Raw genomic sequence first — 26,202 nt, forward strand, 5'->3', positions numbered from 1 at the left:
CTGTGCTTCCCGAACAAATGGTTGTAGTTCCGGAAATGGTAGCTGTTGGCAATGGAAGAACCGTTACTGAAACCGATTGATTCAGTGGTTGTGAACAAATGGTTGCTCCTGATGCGTCAAGTGCTCTTACTCCGGTTAACAAGTAGGTACTTGTTGATAACGGTGATTCTGTTATGGTATATATCCCGGATGCATTTAGAACAGCGGTCTGTATTGGTCCACCATCTACAGTATAATTAAATGTAGCATTAGGTGTACCAGAAAAAGTAACCGTAACACTATCTCCAACACAAATAGATGAATTGGAAATCCCAATAGTTGCATTAGGAACCAAATTTACTACCAAATCAAATTCTGTTATACTATAACATCCCGATAAAACATCAGTTACTCTGACATAGATGGTTTGAGGATTAGAAGTATTTGCAAAAATATTTGGCAGTGGAAAAATATTATCATTCGCATTCTCTATTGAAGTATGGAAAGTAATCGAATTATCTGTGGTATTAGCATTAATAAGTGGTCTAACCGAATCTAAATTATAAATTCCAACATTAGGTGTGTTGCTACAAGTTAATACATCAGGAATGGAAACTGCTGTTGGAGCCGCTGGAAAAGCCCCAGTTCCAGCAGTAGCAGAGCCAATCCATTGCAGTTGAAATCCGCCACCTCCATTTGGTCTGTCTATAGCAATGTAATAAGATTGTCCCGGCAATACATTCAACCATCTTACATATCCATTACCATTTGAACCCGGACCGGTTTGTGTTAGTAAAGTAGAACCGTACATACCTGTAAGATTATTGGTCATTCCTGCTTGTTGCGGATTAGTTGTAGCACAGCGTATGGGCGGTCCTAAAGCACCACAAACAGCATTGGGACCAAATACCCAAAAATCATAATCAACAGTTATGTCTGGGTCATCTGGAATCAAATTAAATCCTAATGTTCCTCCTTGTACTATATTGATTTCTAACCAAAGAGAATTACTCTCAAATCCACCACAAGCATTAATTTCTTGATTGTTACCTATCCCGTTTGCATTAGAGAAAAAGGTCCCATTGCCACAAACAGTCAGGGCATTAACACAATCATTAGGCTCCACTTGAGCAACAATTGCATTAGCAAAGATAACTGACAAGAATATTGTTAAAACTTTCTTCATTGAATCATTGTATTTATGCACAATAGCCAATCTCAAATTTTCATCGAGATTAGCTATTATTTTACGGACATGGATATTTATAACTTTTAACCTTACTCTATGACCGTTTTATATCTTATTTTAAAATCTATTTTTTTATAATTAAGAACTCAGAACGTCTGTTTTGAGCATCTTGTTCCGGAGTACAATTAGTTCCGCATTTAACTTTTTGCTCGGTACTTCCATATCCTTTTCCGGAAATACGCCCTTGAGTAATGCCTTTAGAAATCAAATACTGGACTGTCGATTGTGCTCTTCTTTCAGATAAATTCAAATTATAATTCAAGCTTCCTTTTGAATCTGTATGCGATTTTACAAAAATTACCATTGATGGATTGTCTTGCATTACTTTTACCAATTTATTCAATTCGACTGCGCCTTGTGCGGTAATGTTACTTTTATCGTATTCAAAATAAATCGGATTTAAAATCACCTCTGTATCTGTAATGATCACTTCCGATGGCACTAAAGCAATTTCAATTGTTGTTTCCCCTGCTTTATCCGCTTTGACTGCAGAAGTTGCGCTTTCAAAATTTTGGGCTGCTGCTTGTAAACCGTAACCCAAATTACATTCAATAGGATAGCTTACTCTTCCTGCTGCATTAGTTTTTTCGGTTGCAATTACATTTCCTTTTAAATCTAAAATAGCTACAGTAGCATTCGATAAAGGTGCATTTGTCTTAGCGTTGGTTACTAAAACAATAGCTTCAGCTTTGCAAATTGGCGAAGCCGAAAAAATAGCATCAGTCCCTTTTCTATTAGTAGAAAAATAACCTACATTTAAATTTTTATTATAACTGAAGGAGAAATCATCTTTCTCACTATTCACCGGTTTGCCTAAATTTTGAGCCGGTTTTGAATCATTTAAATTGGCTCTGTAAACATCATAACCACCAAAACCTTGTCTGCCCATAGTGGCAAAATACAATGTATTGTCTTCATCTATAAAAGGAAAATTTTCTTTATCGGCTGTATTTACATTGGCTCCTAAATTTTGAGGTTTGCCATAACCATTGGCTTCAATCGATACTTTCCAAATGTCAGATTCTCCTAATCCACCCGGCATATTTGAGGCAAAATATAAAGTTTTACCATCTTTACTTAAACTCGGATTGGTTACAGAATAAGCAGTACTGTTAAAAGGCATGGCTTCAACATTAGACCATTTTCCATCAACTTTCGTCGCTTTGTAAATACCTTGTTGACCTACTTGTGTATTGGTCTTTTTATTTTTTTCGTATTGTTTTTCACTGTGTCCATCTCTGGCGAAAAACATAGTATTTCCGTCAGCACTTAAGGTAAGCGGACCATCGTGAAATGGTGTGTTCAATTCTCTTAGCGGAGTTGGCTCTGAAAAACTACCATTAGATTGTTTGGTTGATTGATAAATATCTAAATAAGGTTGGTTGTTCCATTTGTCTGTTTTGTTAGAACTGTTTCTGGTACTGGCAAAATAAAGGGTATTATCATTGGTTAACAAAGCCCCGAAATCACTTTGACCTTTACTATCGATATTGGTAGATGCAACGTCAAACAATTTTGAATTGTTGGCCAAACTGGGAATATAATTTGGATTCGCCAAATGCTCTTTGGCTCTTTCGTCTTTTGGCATCATCTTAGCAAAAACGTCCATTTGTTTATTAGCTTCCTGATACTTACCTAAAACTTTCAAGGTTTGTGCATAGCGGTAATACGTTTCAGCGTCTGCCTTTCCTTTTGCTGTGGCTTTTGCATACCATTTTGAAGCATTTTCAGAATCAAAAACATTGTAATAACTCTCTGCTAACTGAGCATAAATATATTCGTTTGCCCCTTTACTTTCAGCTAATCTTTGGTATTCTTCAATAGCGGCAACATACTGGTAACTTTCAAAAAGTTTATCTGCCTTTGCAGTCGCGGTATTTTGTCCGTAACTAGCTGTTAGCAAAAAAATTAAACTGAAGGTGACATAGGTTTTATTACTCATAAGTTTAAAATTGTTTTTTTTGAATTTTTGACCCGAGCCTAAAAGGCTTACAGACGTAGTAATTTTCGATTTCATGGTTAGTGCTTTTAGAAAAATCTTGGTGAAACAGAAACTTTTTTAGACAAATTTAAGTCAAATAACAACATAAACTCATGTGAAGCCGGAGCAGTTCCTCTAATATCTGAAATTACATGATCATAAGCATACCCAATTCTCACCGATGGTGTAACTGCAAAGTTAACCATTGCCCCAAATGAATCGTCTAAACGATAGGTTGCCCCTATTTCATACTTATCTAAGAACAAAAAGTTAGCCGAACAATCTAAAGATGTTGGTGCTTTAATCGCAGATTTCAACATAAAAGACGGTTTAAATTTAGTAGTAGCCGACAAATCAAACACATATCCGCTGGTTAAGAAGTAATGTTGGGTATCGCTCCCAAACTGGTATTCTTGTCCGTTTCGAGTAATATCAAGGTGTTTACCATCTAGCATATTCGGCACCGACAAAGCGGCATAATATTTATTGGTATAGAAAAACAAACCGGTTCCAATATTTAATTTGATATTGCTACTGTTCTCGTCAAAAGCAAAATCACCGGGTTGTTGAGTATAACCGTTTCCTATTTCAGAAAACAAACCGATTTTTTGGAAAGTGGCCCCAGCTTTCAAACCGAAAGCTAGTCTACTTTGGCCACCCATATTGATTGTATAAGAGAAATCTCCATACACATTAGTCTCTTCTACCGGGCCGATTTTATCTGAAATGGCAGACAAGCCTAATCCTACATTTTTACCTACCGGACTATGTATTGCAAAAGTGGCTGTTTTTGGTGCACCTTCCAAGCCAACCCATTGCTGTCTGTAGAGTAAACCTCCCGAAATATTTTCTTTTGAACCAGCATACGCAGGATTCATGACATTCATATTATACATGTATTGTGTATAATGTGGATCTTGCTGTGCTTGTACTTTCACTGCAAACAATGAGAGTAATGCTAGTGCTAAATATCCTTTTTTCATTAGGTGTGTCATTTTATTTATTAAAGCTTCCCAAGAAACTATCTATAACTATTTAATTAATATTCTCTATTGATATATACCCAACCTGTTTTGTTTGAACCTTCTGTAGTATGAATACTGTAGAAATAGGTACCATCCGGTAATTCATCACCACCATCTGATTGCCCTCTCCATTGGTTAGTATAATTTCCTGAAAAAGAGAAAACTTTTGTACCGTAACGATTGAAAATAATTATGTCTTTCACACCATAACCTGTCAAATCAAAAGTATCATTGACTTGATCATCATTAGGAGAAATACCTCTCGGAATCACACGACAAGGATTGTTTTCTACAGTGAAACTCATTGTGGAATCACATCCGTTCAAAGTAACAGTTAGGTTGAAAACTAATGGCAATAATAATGATGGATTTTGAGCCATAAATTCATCAACATTCAATGTAGCATTGGTACCAACTGTAGTTGTCCCTTGAGTCCAAGTATAACTTGCTGCATCGGCATTAAAGTTGGCATCGATAACCCCAAGTGTTAACATGCTATTTTGACAAGAAGCATCGATTGTGAATGTCAAGTCATTGCCAATTGTAATTTGGAATGTACTTGTACCACCAACATTACAAGTAGCTGTGTCTACCGGAATAGTATAGGTAATGGTATAATTACCCGCAGCACTTCCTCCAATATTAATTTCTCCGGTTGTTGGATTAATAATTAAACCACTCGTTGCACTGAATGTACCACCAGCCGTAAATCCTGTAACGGTAGTTGGTAAAGCATTAACAGCATTCGCACAATACGTAGTATCATAACTGAAACCGGTTACCGGAGTTATGCCTTCTGAAATAACAAGTGTTGCTGTATATGTTCCTCCATCGGTACAAGTGGATGTATTAGAAGCCAGAGTATAAGTAATTTGATGAGAACCTACAGTTGAAGAAGTTACCGCTCCAGTCGTTGGATTAACCGTCACGGAAGTTGAGCTAAATGAACCACCTGTGGTAAAGTTGGCCGGCAATATCGGCAATGGATTAGCCGTGGCATTGCTACAGGCATTAGCATAACTGAAAGTTACATTTGGCACAGCCAATGGATTAACCGTTATCACAACAGAACTTGTTTGTGTTTGACTACATGCGGATGCAGTTGATGAAGTTACACTAACCAACGTATAAGTGGTTGTAGCAGTTAAAGCTGCAGTAGTAATGGTAGCATTACCTGATCCATCTAAAACTATCGTTTGGTTGGCACCGCCATTTACTGTATAAGTTACAGTGGCATTTGCCGTTCCATTAAATGCAATCGTTGCAGTCAGTCCGGCACAAATGGTAGTTGTTCCGGAAATCGTTGCTGTAGGTAAAGCTTCCACTGTTACTACAGCTGAGCCTGATTGTAATTGAGAACATGAGGTTAATCCGGCGCTGGCAACACTTACTAAGTCATAAGTAAATACTCCGACTGTTGCTGTTGGCACACTGATTGAAACACTGTTCCCGGTTGTTGTTGTTAAAGTTTGGTTTGCCCCACCATTGATAGTATAGGTAAAGGTATAAGGTTCGGTACCATTGGCACCTGTAAAAGTTATGGTTGGATTGGTTGCATTTTGACAAATCGTTGTAGTTCCCGAAATTGTGGCTGTTGGTAAAACTCCAACGGTAACTACTGCTGAACCTGTTACAGCTTGGTTACAAATTGATGTTCCAGAAGCCACACTTACTAATGTATAAATACTATTAGCTGTCAATGCAGGCGTTGTTACTGTTGCAATACCGTTACTATCTAAAGTAATCGTTTGGTTACTTCCACCATCTACTGTATATGTTACAGTAGCATTTGGTGTTCCATTAAACGTGATTACTGTTGTAGCTCCTGAACAGATTGCAGTTGTTCCTGAAATTACCGCAGTTGGTAAAGGGTTTACAGTAATAGTGGCTGTACCGGTTTGTACTTGGCTACAAGCTAATGTTCCTGAGGCTGTTACACTTACTAAAGCATAAATACTATTTACTGTTAATACCGGTGTAGTTACTGTGGCAGTTCCTGCACCATTCAATGTAATCGTTTGATTAGTTCCACCATCTACGGTATAAATTACTGTCGCATTTGCAGTGCCGTTAAATGTAATAGTAGCTGTTGTACCTTCACATATATCTGTTGTACCTGAAATAGTTACAGTTGGTAATGCTTCAATGGTTACTAGAGCATTTCCGGTTATTACTTGACTACAAGGATTAGCTCCAGTAGAAGTAACACTTACTAAATCAAAACTAGTATTCACAGTTAAAGCCGCAGTTGTTAATGTTGCTGCTCCGGTTGCGTCTAAAGTAATCGTTTGGTTTGAACCACCGTTTACAGTATAAGTTATTACTGCATTTGGCGTACCATTAAATGTAATAATTGCTGTTGAGCCTTCACAAACTGTTGCTCCTCCGGTGATTGTAGCTGTTGGTAAATCATTTACTTGTATAGCAATTTGAGCACGTGGGCCTTCACATCCGTTAGTATCTACTGCTGCCGCATAAAACATTTGCGTATTACCCGCTGTAGTAGTACTTGGTGTCGGAGCGATAGTAGAACCTGTTCCTCCAATGGCTTGGGTATACCAATTTAGTGTAAATCCTGAGGCAACAGTAGCTGTTAAAGGTGTTGCAATATCGTTAACACAATATACAACCGGACTAACTACTTGGGTTGTTTCATTCGTTCCTTGCTTAACAATGGTCACCATTTTTTCACAATAACGGGTTTTCCAATAGAAAACATAAGTTCCAGGACTTGTTAATCCTGTAAGATTGGTGATTGTGCTATTTGGAGTAACAATAGTAGCAACCGCAGGATTATCTTCATCGGCTATCCAAAGACCAACACCTCTTGCTTCTACAGTTGTTGTTGTTGCATCGCAATCTAAAGTAATATTTTGGTCAGTAAGAATATCAACCGGTGCTTTGAAGTTTGCGGCATCTAAAATATGTCCGACGGCATTACCTTCCGGTCTGAAAATAAATCTTGTCATAGGTTGTCCTGCAGGAACAGTATAAGTTCCTGTTACCAATTCCCAGTTAGTTCCATTAGCAAAATCTGCAGTAACCAATGTAAAAGGTCCTGAAGGTGGTCCTGCATAAAGTTGTAGCGTCGAACCATTAGTTCGAGTTGCACTGGCAAAACTATAATCCACCTGTGTCAATTCTGATGTATCAAAATCTTTATATAGTCCTTTAATATTAGGATCATTCGGATTCCAATTATCAGCTCCATCAGCAGTTATCTGTATGTTTTGACCTCCTGAATAAGGATTATAGCCACCTAATGTATTCAATCCTTCTTGAAAAAATATGGTTCCCCAATCGGTATTGGTTCTCCAACCAGGCACAACGATTGAAGTCATTATCGTTGAGATTCCGGTAACTCCTTGCATTGGAGGTTTTTCCAAATCATAATTAAACGCATTGATATCACACAAATCGTTTGGTGTAGTTACACAAACAGAGAATGTTTTCTGATTAGGTAAAGTACTGTTTAATTTTAATCTGATTTTATAGGTATTACCAACCACTAACTCCGTTGAATAAATGGTTGTGAATGAATTATTTTCGCTACATCCCATTTCTACTAGTGAATTATCAGCCATTTGTTGGTACAATGACATCATAATTCTAGGGAATTCCGATTCATAAGATGAAGTATAATAACTTCCCGGAGCTAGATCTTTAATTTCTATGTAATGCACTTTTGACGTAGCTACAAAATCAAACCAAACATCTCCACCATTAACCCCTTCACAAGCAGTTGGTACTGTAGAAGCCGTCGACCCAATAAAAGATGCCATTGCTCCGAAGGCATCACACATTTCAGTACTGTTTACCGGTAAATGAATTGCATTTATTGGTTCATCATTTCTGATAAATTCTTGTGGTCCTGACCAATAACTCTTATCATTTGGTCCGCATACCGCACGTACTAAAAACTCATAAGTCCCAGCTGTTGCATCTATAAAATCAGAAGCAGAAGGAGTATAAAACGGTGTTGTTACAGTTATCCCTGATTGAGGTATTGTTCCGTTTTGATATGGTTGTATAAAAACTTCCCATTGTGTTTCAGTTCCACCCGGTGTCCAAGAAAGCGTTCCTTGATTGTTGACAGCTAAATTAGTTGGTTGCGGACAAGTAATCACTCCACAAGTGGCAACACCGGAAAATAAAGTAGTATTATTATCGCCTAAGCCCAACGGACTTGTCCAAATTACATTATTTGCTTGATCTTTAACAACGATTTGAGCTTGAGAGTATTGAGTTCCACTTCCTAAACCAAGCCAATATAAAGAAAACTCTACACCACTACACAAGAAGACTGTATAGTCTAAAGTCGCTGGTTGTCCAAAACCGGGGAATTCTAATATCTGAACTACATCATCATTTTGGATGACATTAATTTGTTGAGCCACTTGCCCTGTAGAACCACTGGTAAGTGAGATAGTATACTCACATACATTTGCAAAATCACATTTGGTTAAAATCTCAAATGGTCCAACCCATTCGCTTTGAGACGAGCTACTACAAACCGCTCTAACATAATATTGATATAGTGTAGAAGGTGTTAAACCATTTACAGTATATGGATGAGTGGAAGTTGTATGAAGATAGGCCGGCAATGTATTGCCTACCGGTACCGGAGTTCCGTATGGTTGTACCGATATTTCCCAAGAAGTCTCGGTACCTACAGGATCCCAATCTATATCAGCCGATGTATCAATAATATTAGAAGTGGTCACATTCGTAACATTAGGACAAGCCGGAATGTCTTCAATAATAAAGTTATCTATAAACAACAACTGACTTCTGTAATTCCATGGGTTTGGCGGATAGTAAGGAATATAAAATCCAAAATTAATGTTAGTTGGTGCTGTTATATTAGAAAGGTTTATAATCATTTCTTTAACTTCCTCATTGTTAATTACTTCATGCTCAAATTGAACGTTTTGTACCCCAGTTTGAGTAATGGTAGCAGAAGTTGTCATTGTAACAACATTACCAACAACTGAAGCAACATAAGTAGGATATGGAAATGGGAAGTTCGGTATATAAATAAAATCACCCGCTCTAACTCTTGCGGCATCAGCTGCAGAAGCTAACGTAATAGTATTTGAACCTTCAACTACTCCGGTTGCATCTGTATCAGCAGACAAACTATTCTCATATAAAGTTGTGTTAAACTGACTAATATCGGAACCATTTGTAGAAATTTTTATTTTTAAGTCTTCTTCAAAAAACTCATCATATACTTTGTAATAAAAACGAAGTCTTTGATTAGGTTGAACAGTAATAGTAGGTGAAACCAACCAATCATTGTTGTTACCGTTTGTTCCTGTAAACATGGCTGCCATCATTGTTCCAAAAATAGGATTAACAGTACTATTCAACTCCCAACTATTGCCATTGGCGTTACCGTCGGTAATTTTCCAACAAGTCTTAGTATTTGAAGTAGGTTCAAAAGTTTCAATAAATGGTGATGGATACACTTCACAATCTGTTCTGAAAAGTATAGGACCTCTCCAATCACTCTTCGTATTGGCATCACAAACTGCACGCACATAATATTCATATTGTGTATTAGGCATTAATCCACCGGCTGTGTAAGAAGGTGTTGTTTGTACATCGATTCCGTTTCCTGTTGGTATTCCGTTTCCTGGCTCTTGTATAGCTACTTCCCATGCTGTTTCAAGATAACCTGGAATCCAACCTAAAGTGATTCCATTAGTTGTTGGGTTTGTCGCTGTCAAATCAGTTGGAAAAGGACAAGCAGGTGCATCATCGATAGTAACATCATTAATAAACATGGATCCTGAATTGGCAGGATCATCCATCGTTGGCGGTACTCTAAAAGCAATATAGATAACACCTGTTCCGGTAAATAAGGCAGTACGTTCTTGATATTCTGCATTAGAAAAATCGTGAGATGGAATAATTGTAGTATAAGTACTAAAATCAGGTGTGGTAGACATTAATACTTCAAAATTACCTCTTGGCCCAGGCGCAAATAAACCGGGCACTACTCTATAATTATAGCGCAATCTTTTTAAACCAACTGCATTAACCGGTCCGCTCAACAACCAATCATCGAATCCTCCGAAAGGGGTAAAAAATGATGGAGCTTGACGAATTTGGGCATCATTTTCTTCAATACGCCATTCTGTATTGTCATCACCTATGTTTCTGACTGACCAACAGAACTTTTTAGTATTCGGGTCACTATCATTTAAACTTTCATAGTATGGAACCGGTTGTGGGTCACATAAAGTATGGAAGAAAATAGGTCCTGCCCAAATACTTTGCTCTGTTGCATTACAATAGGCTCTTACATAAATCTCGTATCTTGTTCCGGGAGTTAATCCGGTTATAGTATAAGGATTTGTATTTACCAATAAGCTAGGTATTGGCGTTCCTGTTCCTTCCGGTTGAACTGAAATCTGCCACTGGGTATTGTTGTAACCATTAGTCCAAGACAATTCTAATGAAGTTGTAGTGATTGTTCCAGGAGTAATCACCGGATAAAGCGGCTCTGAACAGGCCGGCATATCTTCAATATAAACATCATCTATATAAAATTGTATTCCTGTTTGAACAGCACCAGGAGGCAATTTCCATGCAATATTAACATTCCCAACAATGTTTGCCGGTATAGGAACAATCATTTCTATAAAATTGTATTGGGTAACATAAGAAGCTAACGGAACCAATACTGTTGTAAAATCATCTTCTCCTACACCTGTGGTAGAAAGCAGTACTTCAAAAGAACCTGGTCCTCCTGGTGGATTATCAACAATAAGACCCCAGTTTCCGTAAACATTATACTTAAATCTAAGTCTTTTTTGGGTTACACCATCAAAAACAAATTGTGGTGTGATTAACATATCATTGGGATCTGCATCTCCAGTTCGCAATCGAGCGCAAGGCTCAGAAAAAGCATTATTTCCAAAAGTAAATTTATATGGATCATTATTTAAATTCAATACTGTCCAACACGGCTCCGGATTGGTTGCAGAAGTTCCTGTGAAACCTGTATAATAAGGCAATGGAAATGGATTACACTGAGTAGTAAAAGGCATTGGCGCACTCCATGGCCCCGGTATACCGCCACATACTGAGCGTACATATAAATTATAATTAGTTCCCGGAGTAAGACCGGTAACCGGATTTTCAATATTAGTATTAGTTGGTGTTCCGGCTTGAGCTACTGAAGGAGCACCGTCTCCAGCCGGCAAGGCAATATATTCCCATGCACTAACTAAGTTTTGAACGTTATTCCAAGAGGCTGAAATACTAGTTTGCTGTAAATTTTCATAAGTAATCACTGCCGGTGCCGGACAAGTAGACCCGCTTATGGTAAGCGTGAAACAAATCCCTGCTCCCGGATTACTTCTTTGATAAGGTGACGAGACTAAAAGAATGTATGTCTGTCCGGCTGTAACATAAAAATTATAAAATCCAGCTGTAAGCATATTGGTATCGGTTCTTACTCCTCCTAAACAACCGGCAGAAGTTCCTACACCAGCACAACTATCAAATATAAAAAGACTCGATGATGCGTTATAACAATTATTACCACCTCCGCCTGAGATAACATTAGCCGTTTGAGTAATATTAACCAAACCTGAGGTAGAGGGTGTAAAAGAGAAAAAGGCGTGATTCCCTAAAAACAAATTCCATGTAGAAGGTGTTCCTGCAGGCGAACAAGCTAAACCCTGACTTGTGTAAGGAACATATGTATTGGCATCATAAAATTGATCCAAATTATTACTGTATACATAAGGTGTTACCGTGACATCCGAAGGAACCTGAATTGCTGTTGGACAAGTTAAACCAACCGCAGCAGTGGTAAAAGAAAATGGTCCTGCCCATGAACTGGAGGTTTCTGCATTACAGTTTGTAATAATATAAACGTCATAAGTAGTTAAAGATGTTAATCCTGAAGCGGTATAGGTTGTTCCTGTAACCGGTGTTCCCAAAGCACCATGACCGGCTCCTGCTGGAACTACTTCAATACCGAATTGAGTGGCAGTTGGATGTGTCCATGAAATTTGAGCGGAATCAGAAGTAATAAAAGTAGAAATTCCTGTAACCGGAACACAACTTTCTATCATTCTAAAGTTGTCTACAAAAATGGTATCACCACTTGTGGAAGCAGTACCCGTTTGATTGGTAATAGCCACTAAAGCCAAGTAAACAGGTATCCCAGACGGAATACTTGGTATTGGAACAATTTTTTCTTCATAGGTAGTTGCGGAAACGTTTAATTGTGCCTCTGTCCAAGATTGTAAAGTCACATTAAAACTACTGATATCAGGCTGATTGGCAGTAGAAACTCTTAACTGAAAAGTTGTTCCTCTGTTTGTAAAACTACCTTGTTTTACATAAAATCTTATTTCTCCGTTCGTTGGCGTTACCAATTGTGGAGAAATCAAAAAATACTCTGCTGTTGTCCCTTGGGTATTATTAGATGCCGGATTAACAGAAGCTCCACCAGTAGCCTGAAATCCACCTGTTGGTGCTGCAATCCAATTATTAGTAACCGTTTGGTTACTCGTTACAACCCAACTGGAGGGAATCCCTGAGTTAAAGGTCTCCGTTTGAGCAAAACCAAAACTTGTAAAAACCAACAAGATTAGAACAGTACATCTGAAAACAACCTTCTTACTCAGAAGAGAGTCAACATTAATACTGTCTTTTTGAAAAACACTTCTTAAAAAGGACGTGAAATTAGTTTCAAAAAAGGGATAATTCTTTTGCATTTTGTAAATTATTTTAGTTGGTAATGTTAATTTATTTTTAAAAATTAATTCATCTTTCCGAGGGTAACTCTTCCTGAAAAATTAATTTCATTTTTTCAATCTGTAAAACTTTTTCAATATTAATTTCTGGATATTATTTGCCTAAAAAACAAACTATTTTTTTCTAAAAATGAATTGTAAATTATCATTTGAATAAAAAAACATGTCAGAAAAGTTAAAATTAATACTGCTTAATCTTGCACCAATTACTGTTATAAAAAAAGGCTTTATTTAAGTTCAAATTCTAATGATTTTTTATTAAAATACCCTTCTTTTCATAGAAATTCATTTCCATTATAAAAGAAACAAAGTCTTGATTTACAGCAAAAAATACCTGGATTTACTGTTGTTTTATATTTTATGATACTAAGGTACGTAAATAGCAAGAGTTGGAAAATGATTTTACTTTACAATTTACTGAATTTATAAAGTATAACGTAAAGATTTCGAATAAAATTAGGGGGGAAATTAAGCTTTAAGCTTCTTTCATTTTTTTATTTTGCAAGTTGGAAATTTTGCGCTTTATAGCTTCTATTTCCTTCTTCTTTTTCTTGATAATAACGTAGAAAAATAGAATTATCAAGATTAAAAACAAGAATAAAACAAATAATAAATAGTAAAACTTGTTGGAAAGTTCCGATCGATTGGCTTTAGATTCGGCTTCTTTTACACCAAGTGATTCACTAACTGAAATTCGTTCTCGATCTTTAATTAACTTTTGAACTTCAATAAATTTTAGCTGATTAATTTTAAATTGATTCAATTCATTAACTGCTAAATAATTTTCGGCCAACCCTTTATATATTTCTTGATTTAAGATTAAATCATTGACTTCAGAAGCCAAATTTAAAGCTTCATTTAAAGCTTTTATTGCCTCAATGTTATTCCCTTCCAAAGTATAAACCTTAGCAGAACCTTTTAAGGCAAAAGCTTCCAAACTCTTTGCATTTACCAATTTGGCCATTCTAACAGATTCTTTAAAACTTTCTAAAGCCAATTTATTGTTATTCAACAACAAATAACAATTTCCTTTGTTGTAAATGGCTATACTTAGTTTACTGGCTACTTCAAATTTGTCTCCTTTTCTAAATTCGGCAATTCCTTTATCTATATAATCGATTGCAATCATGCAACTCAACTTTTCTTTATAAATAAGACCTCTAATCATATAATTTTTACCCAATTCGACATGAATAGAATCTTTAATTGGATACTCTACAATAAGTTGTTCTGCCTGATCCAAATATTGCATAGCTTTATCATAAACTTTTAACTGGTGGTATTGAATTCCTGTCTTATTTATGATATTAATTTTTAAAAGCTTATCATTGGTTTGACCTAACAATTCAGAAGCTTTAATTAGAAATTCCAATGATTTTTCATAGTCTCTTTTAGAAGAGTAAGCATCAGATATTAATTTATATCCTTTTATTCTGTACTCTATATTTTCTTCATTATTCTTTACAATTTCGCTACCTATTTTAATAGCATTATCTGGATTGTTATAAATCTCATTAGAAGCTACTTTAATAATACTATCAACTTTTTTATTATTTTGAGAATAGGCAAAACTGACCATCAATAAATTGACAATCGACAAATACAATCCATATTTAATTTTACCTAAGTACATATTATTCTTCTAGTAAAGTATTTTCTTTTTCTTGGTTCAACAATTCAATAAACTTAACAGGCGAGATTCCTGTAATTGATTTAAAGACCGTGGCAAAACTACTGTGAGATGAAAAACCACAATTATCAGCCAAATAACTAATTTTATAATTGATGAAATTGGGATCAGTTTTTAGCTTTTCTATAATATAATTAATTCGGAGTTTATTGATATAAGTATTAAAATTAACGTTATAATGGTTGTTTATAATTTCCGATAAATATTTTGTATTAGAATCCAACTGCCCTGCTAAAACTGCAAGAGAGATATCCTTATTTATAAATCGTTTAGAACTTTCAAATCGTTTTAATTTATTTAGGATTTGCTCCTCAGTTTCTTTAAGTATGATATTTTTTTTGGGTTCTTGCTTTTTATCCGCTACTGTAAAACTACTCAACAAATTACTTCTGGTTATTTCGATATAAGTCATTATTTCATCTAAACCTTTTTTACGTTCTAATAATTTTTGCCAAAAAAACAATGAAATTAACAGTGCGATAAAAAACAAACCAGACACTATATAGAGTATGTTGATATAATTCGTTTTATCTGACGAATATTCATCCGTATATTCATCCGATATAAGGTTGTAAGCTGTATTAATAGCCTCTTGCTCCTGTTCTTCCGTTTCGGTTTGTAATTCAAAGAACAGCATATTAACCGATTTATAATTGGGAATGTCTTGCAAAGACAAATAACTAGCGCTTAACTTTTGTGCAATACTAACTTGTAAAAAAAGATTATTTAATTTTTTTGCATATACTAATGCTTCATCTAATAAAACTACCACTTGCTTGTGGTCATTTTTCAAAAATGCAATACTGGCTATACCTTGTAAAGCATTAATTTTAGTAAAAATATTATCATCGTTTAGTTTATTAATAATCGTAAGTGCATTTTCAAATTGTTCTTTTGATTTCTCCAAATCATTTTGATTTAAAAACAATTGGCCTAAAGTGATAATATGATTTAATTGCAACTCTCTGTATTCTTGAAGAATATTTTTTTTTGTTATGGCTAGTTTTTTGATTAAATCTATACCTTCCTTATTTTTATTTTCCTTACTTAAAAATCGGGCTTTCTCAATATTTACTGAAGTCTCTAAGTATGATTTGAGCTTATCACCACTTAGCGTTTTTGAAGTTGCTTCTAATTGATTTAATATTCTTTTGGCTTGCTTATCAAGCGATAACTCTCTTAATAAAGTGATTTTACAAATCTGGATGTCTATTTTTTGAAAATCAGATAAATAATCTTCATAATTTTTTTCTTCGTATAAAAAGTTTAAAGCACTACTATAGTCACCTTTTACTAAATAAGATTTAGAAATTAAATAGTTAACTCTTGCTTTTTCCTTATTACTGGTATTGGTTTTACTCAATAAGTACTGAGCAATTTTCAAAGCCTGATCTGGGTTAGAATTTATTAAGTCTTCAACGTCATCTGACAAATAATGCTTATTTAAAAAAGTTTGGGCATTACTACTTAAATGGAAGAGTCCAAGAAATAATATAAAATAAAATAAACCGTTTATTTTAATAAGACATTTCATGGTTTTTTATTGACGTACTTTAGATTTTATATAAAGTTATAAGCAAATATATAGAATATTAACAACAAATAAACACTAAAATACGGCTTTAACCTACAGTGATGCGAAAAAAATGATAAAAAAAATCCTCTCAAATAATTGAGAGGATTTTAATCTTTAAAAAAGTTATGTGAAATGATTATCTTTTTACAACACGAATTGTTTTCACTATTTCATCCTGCGTAACCACTACATTGTATACACCACTAGGATATTGATCACCAATCGCTAAACTATCCAAGTTAGAAGCTTTTGATTCGCGAGAATCAACTAATCTACCAACCATATCATAAACTTTGATACTTACTGATGATTGGCTCTCTGTAGTCAAATCAATCAAGAAATTGTCAGCAAATGGATTAGGGTAAGCAATTGCTGAAAATTCTGGCTGTACTATTCTCAAAGGTGAAGAAGGCGTACTTATAGAACAAGGTGCACTAAATGGTGAATCGTAATTAACACCATCAATTAATAATTTTACAGATACTGATACTTCATAAGAAGAGTCATATGTTAACGATAAACCTTGAACATCACTTAATTTAAAACTAGTAAAGTTACTTGTGTAATCATAATCAGTTGTCGTACCTACTTTTCTTACACGGTAAGTATAACTTACAGCATTGGCAACCGAATTAACAAAAATACCAGATGTAAGACTTGCTAAAGTTTGTCCACATTGATTAGCAGAAACACTAACACTAGCAACTGATGGTGTATTTATAGCACATGGTGTACTACTATAAGCCGAAGTAGTAGTTACTCCATTAACTACAACATCTGATTGAACTGCAACCAAATAGGTTTTATCAAAAGTAACATTCAAACCTGCAACATTAGTTAACCTAAAACTTGAAGAGGTAGTAGTGTGAATAAAATAAGTTGTTGGTGCAGTTGACAATGCAACTCTCCATCTGTAAAGCTGTGCACCAGAAACTGCAGAAGCAAAAATTCTAGTATTTAAAGCTGCTAAGGTCTGTCCACAAGTACTAGTTGGTTGGTTAACCGGTACAGCTGGTGTACTGATTACACATACTGAACTATATGGTTGTACTATGTTATTTACAACAGCAGCTGCCTCAATATTATAACTAGTACCATAAGAGAAACCACTAACCATAGTCATATCAAAACTAGCAACATTACTATTTACAATAGAAACAGCTGATGTAACATTGTTTGTAACTCTAAAACGGTAAGTTAATGTTCCTACAACACCACTAGGTACAGAACATTTTATTCTTGATCCTATCACGGGTAATGTTTGTCCACAATAGTTAGTAATACTTGTAAAAAATGCTCCTGTAACAGTATTGGCAATAACATTACTGTTAGCAGTATTAGAAGATAAACAAGCTCCACCGGTTACTGTGATACTTACACTAACCTGATTCCCATTAACTAAATTGTTAACTACATAAACATTAGAGGCTCCATTTTGAACTGAAGTACCATTTACTTTAAAATCATAACTAGCAGTTCCGGCACCTAAATTATCCGCTGATGCCGTAAAGGTTACAGTAGTACCATAAGCAAAAGTATTGTCTAAATCGCTACTAGTTAACCCAACTGAAGGAGTTAAATTATTTAATATAGTTAAATTTAATGTTTCGTTTATTGTACATCCACTACCATTTGTAGTTGTGCCTGTATATACACCAGTAGTAGAATAAGATAAACCAGTAACTGACCATGTATAACTACCACAAGCAACTTGATTTGTAGTATTCGTTAATTGTGCTGGTTCAGTAACCGTACCCGAAGTAGTTGATGTACAACCATTAGCATCAGTTACTGTGAAAGAATAAGGACCTGCACTTACTGTAAAAGTACCCGTACCTGTATATGGAGCAGTACCACCTGTTCCGGAAACTGTTACTGAAGTTGTTCCACCATTACAAGCAATTGTACCTGCAGATGAAGAAGCTGACAATTCAGTTGTTGGACCTCCAACATTAAAATTTACGACAACTGGAGTTGTACAACCACCGGCACCGGTAACTACAACTGTATGAGAACCTGCAGTTAAACCTGAAACATTAAAGGCATTTGATACTAATGTACCTGGAGTTGAAGCTCCACCATCTACTGTATAAGTAATATCATTACTTGAAGCTGCTGGTGACATGGTAATAGTAGCCGAACCTGAAGTTTGACCAAAACAAGATGTACCTACAATATTACTAGCAACTCCGCTTGTAAAACAAGTTTCTGATGGCTGGTTTAATGTAAGAGATAAAGGACTAGCTTGTGTATAACCTAATGCCAATGCTCCAGCAACAGGTGCTGTAGTTGAAATAGAAACTGCACCAGTAGACGATCCAAATGGATATCCATTTACTGAAGTATTAGTTTTTCCAGAGAACGTTACATTTTGCAACCATAAAGAGGCATTACTACCTGTAGCCCATGCTACAGTATTAGTAATTCTATAAGTTCCAAGGATTAATGTAGTTCCTTGTACCATATCAACAGCACTTGATCCTGCAATAGCCTGCAAACTTAAACGTACATGTCCTGCTGTTGCGACTCCAGGAGTTGGAGTAATCATAACGTCTAAAGCTGGACTACTCTTAGAACCTGCTACATAGGCAGCAGAAATAGTACCTCCATTTATAATAGCAGTACTGAAATTTATTCCTGCTTGGTATCCTCCAAATCTTTCTCCACCAGCACTATTTGCGGTTATTGACAAAGTTACATCCATCGTTCTATCCGTTGGAGCTGTAGCGGTCATACTCATCGTATATCTTGTTTGAGCCTTTCCTGAGATGCTAAACATCATCAGGAAAAGGATCAATCCAAATTTGCACATGGTGCCTTTTATTGAATTTTTCATTTTTATTAAATTTATAGTTTTTTTTATTATTAAAATGGACGTAATATTTCGACAAAATTATCAGAATTGTTAATTAAGAAAGGGAAATCTGCCCCATCAACAAATCCATCGCCATTTAAATCAGTTGTTTGAAATCCTTCTAAGAAATCATCACTTGCATTGATTAAAATTGGGAAATCCCCTCCTTCAATAAATCCATCTTGATTAATATCTCCTGAATAAAAACAGAATACACCTCCTATATTTTTCATATTATCGCCGTAAGCTTTATTAGCCGCAGTGGTAAAATCATAAGTCAAAGGCGAAGCTCCAACAGTTTGTGCAGTGGCACTCCATGTTTCAAGCGCATTTCTATGTTTAACAGCTATATAGTATGAGCCAGCTAATGCAGGTAAAGTTGCCGATACATCTCCATTAGTTTGCAATTGAGCACTTACTGTAGCAACCAAATCATGAGGCGAATTAGCATCTCTCAATTCAACAGTAACATCATCAACAAGTGTAGTGCTTACACCAACACCTTGATTTGCTTTTACTGGCGTCATCGCATTACCACCTGCATAATATCCTTCAATAAATAATTTAAGGTTAACTTGTGGACAATCACCAACATTAACAACGATTGGTGTTCTTGTTGTAGACTCACATATTTCGTCAAAAGTTAAATTATGGAAACAGTTAGTAGCATTATTACCAGTAGCAATTGCATCATTAAGTGCAGATACATTTCCTCTTAAACTAATTGGTCCTGCTGTTGGATAAGAAATAATAGCTGTACTATTCCCTAAAATATTAGTAGTAGATGCTAATCCATTAGTAGCTACTAATCTATATCCTATTCCGGCCGGTATGTTATAGTTAAGTGTTACAACTTGAGAAACAGTACCAACGGTTCCTGTATTTGTAGTTGGCACGAACGTCACAGGCGCAGTTCCAGCAACAACATTCCCAGTCGCATCATATAAAGCAACTGTTATTGGCGCCTTAGCTACGGTGTTTTTTGGATAAACTGTAACTGTTTTCAATTTTACTCTATTTGTAACATCAAACGCAATACCTTTAAACAAAGCAGTAGACGTTGCTGTACCAGCATAGGCTAATGTATTTACTGAGCCTGATGAAGCAGTAGCAGAAGCAACATAATATGTAGTAGTTGCAACTACTTCAGGACTATAAGTAGCTCCTGAAAATAATAACGTACCACCAGTTGGAACATCATACCAATTTAATACTGAACTTCCTTCAGCCACTAAATTAGCTATACCACTAGCACAGATAATAGTATCATCACCAGTAGCAACTGATGAAGAGACAGTAACCGCAACTGGAGTAGAAGTTCCTGTACTTGAAGAACAAATTACATTACAACGGTAAGATGTATTTTGAGTTGGAGTGGCAACATATGTAGCTGCAGTAGCTCCAGTAATATCTTCAAAACCTGAACCTGTATCAATTTGCCATTGGTAAGTTACACCTGCTCCTGTTGTAGGAGTTGTTAAACTTAAAATAACCGGTTGTCCACCACAAGGTGTAGTTGTAGAAGCAAGCGTAGCTCCCGGAGCAGGAGTTCCTGTACAAGCAACACCATCAGAATAGGCAAAATTACCTAACATACCACCTGTTTGAGCAGTAGTTAAATTAATAGTATTAGGCGTACCAGCTGTAAAAGTGATAGCAGAAGCCGGTGTAGCTACTACATCATAAGTTCCGTTGGCAGTAGCTGACTGAACAATAACATTGTAAGCGTTAACATTAATATTAGGAAGAGCTCCCATTCTAACATTGTATCCTGTAAAGGTACCTGCACTACCAACTCTAGTAACTGCCCATCTTGTAGCGCTTAAGTTTGAACCAATAGCTGGATTTACTGTACCTGAGTTAGTATCAAAAGCCTCAACCATTAATTCAACACCACCTGATGAGGCAATTGAAATTGGGAGGAATTTACCATTTTTACCTACAGGGAATGATCTGTATTGAGTAGTTGAAGAATCAAACTTATTGGAGTGAATTGCAGGACCGTCAATGTATGCAGTAGCACTACCCGCAGGGTAAGTACCTCCAAAAAGATTAGCGTTCATCACATCTGCATAATTCAAATAGATTGGAAAAGCTGATGATGTATAAAGGATACCATTGGTAAGTGTAATGGTTGCAACTCTAAAATTAGGCACGCTTAATGTAACACCTCCAGTACTAGTATTGTTGATAGTTAATGAGCTAACCGAAATTTCAGGTGAGTAATTTCCTGTCAAAGCATACTGATCGGCACTAAAAGTCCCCGAACCGGAAATAGTTTGAGCTTGTGTAGTTGGTACGGCCACCCCATTGATAAAGTTTCCTAAATACAAAGATGTAGAACCCCATGGCATATTAAATGACCCATTATTAACAATGTTTCCACCTACATAAACCACTGCATTTCCATTGGTTTTTTTGAAAACACTACCGGCAGCAATCGTAAAGTTATTTTGAACGTTTACTAAACCTCCTGTATTAACTCCTAAATTACTGGCATACATATATCTGTTGTTTCCATCAGGAGCATTAACCGTTAAATTACCCATAGAGAACAAACCTCCTAATTGTTGGAACTGACAGTTAAATCCATTGGTAATAACTGATCCTTTCTCTGTAGAAACCCCGTCACCAATTTGCAATGTGTGGTTTAAACCGGCTGCATAATGATTTGGAGAAGAATAGATAAATGAACCACTCGCTTGAGTATTGAAATAGTAAGCATCAAACACTAATGGTGTTGGAGCTCCCGGTTGAACATTGGTTGAAAAAGTAACTTTTGTACCCGCTGTGTTGATATCGGCAATAAAAGTTCCCGGTAACAATCCTGTACCCGATACCGGCATTCCAATCACAAGATTTGGATTCGGAGCCGTTAAAATTACTGAAGGACCACCTATAGTTATAGCAGGCAAAGAAACGGCCTGTTGTGCTGTGATAGGTGATGTTGCTAAACCTGAAACCGGTTGTGATAAGTTAATTTTAACTAATGATGATTCTGGAGAAGTAGTTGTATTAATAGAAACAATTGTTGTTCCTGATTGAATACCTGTTCCTGAAATTCCTGAACCATTTGAAATGTTAGTATTGTTAGCATTAGCCTCAACAACGACAGCAGTACTTCCATTATGCATTGATGAGAAAGTCAAAGCTGTTGCTGTATTAATCTGAGCACTAAGGTTGTTACTTAAAACTAATGTTGTAGGAGGTGTAAATCCAATAGACCCCGGAGTAACTGTCAATACAGTAGTTCCTGCAGGAATACCAGGACCCGTAACGGTTTGACCTACACTAAAGTAGTTCGGGTTTGCCATTACAATAGTATTTTGATTGATAAGGGCTGTTCCTGTTGTATTCCAGTTAAAAGTACCTGTTGCACCTGCTGTATTCAAGTTTAAACTAGAAGCTGTTGTAACGTTAACCGGAGTACTTTCGTTTACTAATGGGTCAACGATAGTGATTTTACCACCGGTTAAAGCCAAGTTTGAAGTTTCAATTTTACAAGAAGATCCACCAAAAGCAACAGAAGTTGCAGCAGCTCCATTGTTATTAGAATCAATTATGATGTCGCCACCTGTTTGATTGAAGAAACTTCCATCCTTGTGAGAAACAGAACCGTTTACTTTTAAGTTACCGGCTGTCATAGTGTGAGTACCATAGTTATAGAAAGCTGCATTGTTGTTAGTACATCCAACAGTCATTATAGTAGCGCCCGCATTGTTAGTCAATGTACCGCCTTTTTTAATCACAACTCCGGCAGCATTAGCAGTTGTGGTTACGGTAACATTATGACCGGCAGCAATAGTAACTATTGAACTGCAAGAAGGAATTGCACCTCCAACCCAAGTTGAAGTACTATCCCAATCTCCTGAAGTCGCTGAAGTAATAGCCGTAGCAGTATTAACAACAGAACCGTCATTTATACCAACATACATCGCTTGAGCAGTTAAGTCTGTCATAGACAACCCTTTTCTGAACACAAACGGCTGTGTAGTTCCATCTTGATGAGTTCCCGGCATAGCTGTTGAAGCATATATTAAACGAGCTGAACCATTAAGTGTTTCAAAAGCACCATTAGCATACAAACCAATTCTGTTGTTTGGCGTAGTGGTATTTGCTGCATAAATAATCGGTGATGCTGTAGCAGAGGCATCCGGTGTAGAGAATGTAAAATTCCCGTTGTATCGGTCAGTGATAGTATAACCACCATCATTGATGGATAAACTTCCGGTTACTGTAGTAGCATCAGTATAAGTAATAGCTACCTCACCGGCTACTGATGGGTTCCCATCAGGCATAAAATATAAAGATCTGTTTTGTCCTGATGTACTGGTAAAAGGATACCATGATGGTCTAAAACTCACATCAGTTCCGGGATACTCAGTTCCCGGCTGCACCACTTTAGTGTTAGAACTAGACTGCCATTTTGATAAAGTTCCACCGGTAAAACCATTCCCCGGAGGACAAACAATTCCAGTTAAACTACCGAAATTACCTAAAATAAGTCTGTTCCCAGCAGCAATATTAACTCTTCCTGAGGTTAAAATTAAATTAGATTTAATTCTAACACCGTTGGCTGCCCAAATAACATTTGAATCTGCTGTTGAAGTGTTAGTAACTTCCAATTGGTTTAAAGCACCCGGTTGATTACCAAACGCATTAGTACCTGCTGCTGAACCTCCAACAAAACCGGCAGGATCAACTGTTACCGTTTGAACTGTTGAACCATTAAGCGTTAACCTACCTTGGAAATTGGCTGTTCCTCCAATATTACTATCAAATCGAGCACCAGCACCTACATCAAGGTTATGCCCTAATTTTAAAAACTTACCATTCGTACCATCATGATTGTTAAATCTCGCACCTCCACCAGCTATATTCAAATCATTAGCTATAGAAAACTCATCCATAGTACTGCTCAAAGCAAACTGCACTAATGAATTAGTACCCGCTAAAATTAAATCCTCAGCTCCTGAATATCTTGAGTCAATCATCACGGTTTCAGTCCCATCAATAACTACAACATCTGCAGGAGTAGGCACTTTACCACCATCCCAAGTAGTTGTTTTAGACCAAAGACCTGAGTTAGCACTAGTTATTTCTTCCGGTACTCTTGACACCAAAGAGATATTATCGATAGCTGCCGGAGGAACTGTTCCTGCCGAAGTACCGTTAGTCCAAACGAAAATCAAACGGAAAGAAGTTCCCGCGAAAGATTTAGGAATAAATGCCGTTGTTTTAGTTGTAGATACTTGCGGCAAAGCATTAAATGAGATTAACGTTGCACCCGGCCAGTTTACCCCATAAGCATTTGAAGTAGTAACCTGAGTATCTGTTCCAACTACAGTTTGAGAAATTGGAGCTACCCATACTTGCCATCCTCCTCCAAAACTTGGCGGACATTTAACATCAAAAGTTAATGTCATCGCTTTTTCATTAGATGGAATGGTTGTAATATCTTTGTAGAAATAAACCGTTCTGTTGGTTGGATAACCCGCATAGGAATTTGTAAGTCCATTATCATTTGATACATAAGCGGCATTGCCTGTAATAGCGGAAGAAGTTGCACTAAAAACCATGGTTTGTGCAACCGCAAGAATAGATCCGTTTAATGAAGCTTTAGATAATCCTAATGCAGTTCCGTTAATACTGGCTACATAAGTATCAGGTCCTATAAAACCTGCAATTGGTGCAATCGCCATCCCAACAGAAATATTAGGATTTGCTGCTGATAAAGTTACAGAGTAAGTATTAACAGCTATAGAGGTATTAGTAGTTTGGGTGGTACCAACACTGATTCCTCCCGGAAACATCCCGAAACCTAAAGTAACTCCTGAAGCACTAGCCGTAGCATTTTGCGACATAGTTAAAGTTGTTCCTGAAATACTTGAAACATATGTATTAGCCGGAATACCCGAACCATACACTATTTGACCAACAGCAATGCTACCATTAGCAGTACTCAAAGTAACTGTTGCTGATGCATTAGTAGTTGACCCAACTGAGGTTGTTCCTGATGCAGCAGTTCCTACAGCCCATTTTACAGGACTAACTCCTTCATTAGCAACAGTCCAACCATTAGCAGCAAAAGTGCTACCCTGATTAAACCCTCCGTCCGTAGCCGGATTGATGATGGTTGTTTGAGCTTGAATGCCTGTGACCGCAAACAGTAGCATCAAAACCAACCATGAAAAACCAAAAGATTTTGGTTTCTGTCCAATGTGCTTTTCGTCAGAGGACGAAGAATGCAACAAAGAACTTTTCAAAAAGTAATTGATAAACATAATTATTTGTATTGGTTAATAAATTGTTGTTGTGGAAGTAAAACTATTATATATACAAATACAAAAAAAAAGTATACTTTCTAATTTAGTGAATTTTAAAAGTCCTTTACTACTCAAAAGCCCATTAAACAAAGGATTTTAAAAAAAAATCCGTGTTAAACACAAAAGGGTTTTTACATTTATTTAAAAGGAATTTTGCATCTATATACATAAAAAAACCACTAACATTGTTAGTGGTTTTCTTTCATTTATTTCAAAACCCAAATTGAAATAACACTAGTCCTTTTTAATCAACTTTACAATTCTTACTTTACCATTAGATTCTACTTTTACTAAATAAGTTGCTGATGGTAATGAGGATAAGTTTATTGTAACCTCTGCTAAATTTGGTTTCTCTTCTAAAATAACTTGACCTAATAAATTCATTAGAGTAACTTTTGAAATATTTTCCGTATACTTAATGTTAACAATCCCGGATGTAGGATTAGGATAAACAATAAAGTTTATTTCGTCAATACCATCAATTCCTAAAGCAACTGTAACAGTAATAGCAAAAGGAGTGCTTGGACATCCTGAAGACACATTAACTGCATAATAGGTTGAACCATTTGTTAGTACAGTTGTTATTGGCAAAGGATTAACTTGATTTTGGGCATCTGCTAAAGTTGCATACCAAATTACGGTTGTTGGACTTACTACTAAATCTTCCAAAGTTGCATCATTTAAATCATTGACTGACACCGTTTGAGTGGAATTACCAGTTGGTGCTTCTGCAGAATTAATG

General features: G+C 36.2%; 8 protein-coding genes and 1 pseudogene. All 9 read right to left on the reverse strand.

Translation table 11 applies throughout. The features are described from left to right. Window positions 1-1,165, reverse strand: a pseudogene (locus ICG50_RS12685) (hypothetical protein); the annotation flags it as partial. Between the two features lie 127 nt (window positions 1,166-1,292). Beyond that, window positions 1,293-3,245 carry an OmpA family protein gene (locus ICG50_RS13175; RefSeq protein WP_281384532.1) on the reverse strand — a complete coding sequence of 651 codons (1,953 nt, stop codon included), beginning with the start codon at window positions 3,243-3,245 and terminating at the stop codon, window positions 1,293-1,295. An 11-nt stretch (window positions 3,246-3,256) separates the two neighbouring features. Further along, the gene (locus tag ICG50_RS12695) at window positions 3,257-4,192 is read right to left on the reverse strand and encodes a PorP/SprF family type IX secretion system membrane protein (RefSeq protein WP_187661276.1); all 936 of its coding nucleotides are present in this window, start codon (window positions 4,190-4,192) and stop codon (window positions 3,257-3,259) included. A gap of 56 nt (window positions 4,193-4,248) precedes the next feature. Next, the gene (locus tag ICG50_RS12700) at window positions 4,249-12,975 is read right to left on the reverse strand and encodes a choice-of-anchor J domain-containing protein (protein WP_187661277.1); all 8,727 of its coding nucleotides are present in this window, start codon (window positions 12,973-12,975) and stop codon (window positions 4,249-4,251) included. A gap of 514 nt (window positions 12,976-13,489) precedes the next feature. Continuing rightward, entirely contained in the window at window positions 13,490-14,593 is a 1,104-nt protein-coding gene (locus tag ICG50_RS12705; protein WP_187661278.1) for a tetratricopeptide repeat protein, read from the reverse strand. Window positions 14,594-14,648: 55 nt separating this feature from the next. After that, a complete protein-coding gene (locus tag ICG50_RS12710; RefSeq protein WP_187661279.1) occupies window positions 14,649-16,238 on the reverse strand; it encodes a helix-turn-helix transcriptional regulator in 1,590 nt (529 codons plus the stop codon). 178 nt (window positions 16,239-16,416) lie between these two features. Then, window positions 16,417-19,062 carry a T9SS type A sorting domain-containing protein gene (locus ICG50_RS12715; protein WP_187661280.1) on the reverse strand — a complete coding sequence of 882 codons (2,646 nt, stop codon included), beginning with the start codon at window positions 19,060-19,062 and terminating at the stop codon, window positions 16,417-16,419. A gap of 83 nt (window positions 19,063-19,145) precedes the next feature. Then, window positions 19,146-25,418: an Ig-like domain-containing protein gene (locus ICG50_RS12720; protein WP_187661281.1), complete on the reverse strand. Its 6,273-nt coding sequence runs from the start codon at window positions 25,416-25,418 to the stop codon at window positions 19,146-19,148. Between the two features lie 276 nt (window positions 25,419-25,694). After that, window positions 25,695-26,202 (reverse strand): T9SS type A sorting domain-containing protein (locus ICG50_RS12725; protein WP_187661282.1); only part of this gene is annotated, 508 nt, incomplete at its 5' end.

Source organism: Flavobacterium buctense (genome assembly GCF_014486695.1).
Taxonomy (GTDB): domain Bacteria; phylum Bacteroidota; class Bacteroidia; order Flavobacteriales; family Flavobacteriaceae; genus Flavobacterium; species Flavobacterium buctense.

Coding starts and splice junctions, on each gene's coding strand:
- ICG50_RS12720 (WP_187661281.1), bottom strand. CDS start 25,418: ATGTTTATCAATTACTTTTTGAAAAGTTCTTTGTTGCATTCTTCGTCC.
- ICG50_RS12700 (WP_187661277.1), bottom strand. CDS start 12,975: ATGCAAAAGAATTATCCCTTTTTTGAAACTAATTTCACGTCCTTTTTA.
- ICG50_RS12710 (WP_187661279.1), bottom strand. CDS start 16,238: ATGAAATGTCTTATTAAAATAAACGGTTTATTTTATTTTATATTATTT.
- ICG50_RS12705 (WP_187661278.1), bottom strand. CDS start 14,593: ATGGTCAGTTTTGCCTATTCTCAAAATAATAAAAAAGTTGATAGTATT.
- ICG50_RS12715 (WP_187661280.1), bottom strand. CDS start 19,062: ATGATGTTTAGCATCTCAGGAAAGGCTCAAACAAGATATACGATGAGT.
- ICG50_RS13175 (WP_281384532.1), bottom strand. CDS start 3,245: ATGAAATCGAAAATTACTACGTCTGTAAGCCTTTTAGGCTCGGGTCAA.
- ICG50_RS12695 (WP_187661276.1), bottom strand. CDS start 4,192: ATGAAAAAAGGATATTTAGCACTAGCATTACTCTCATTGTTTGCAGTG.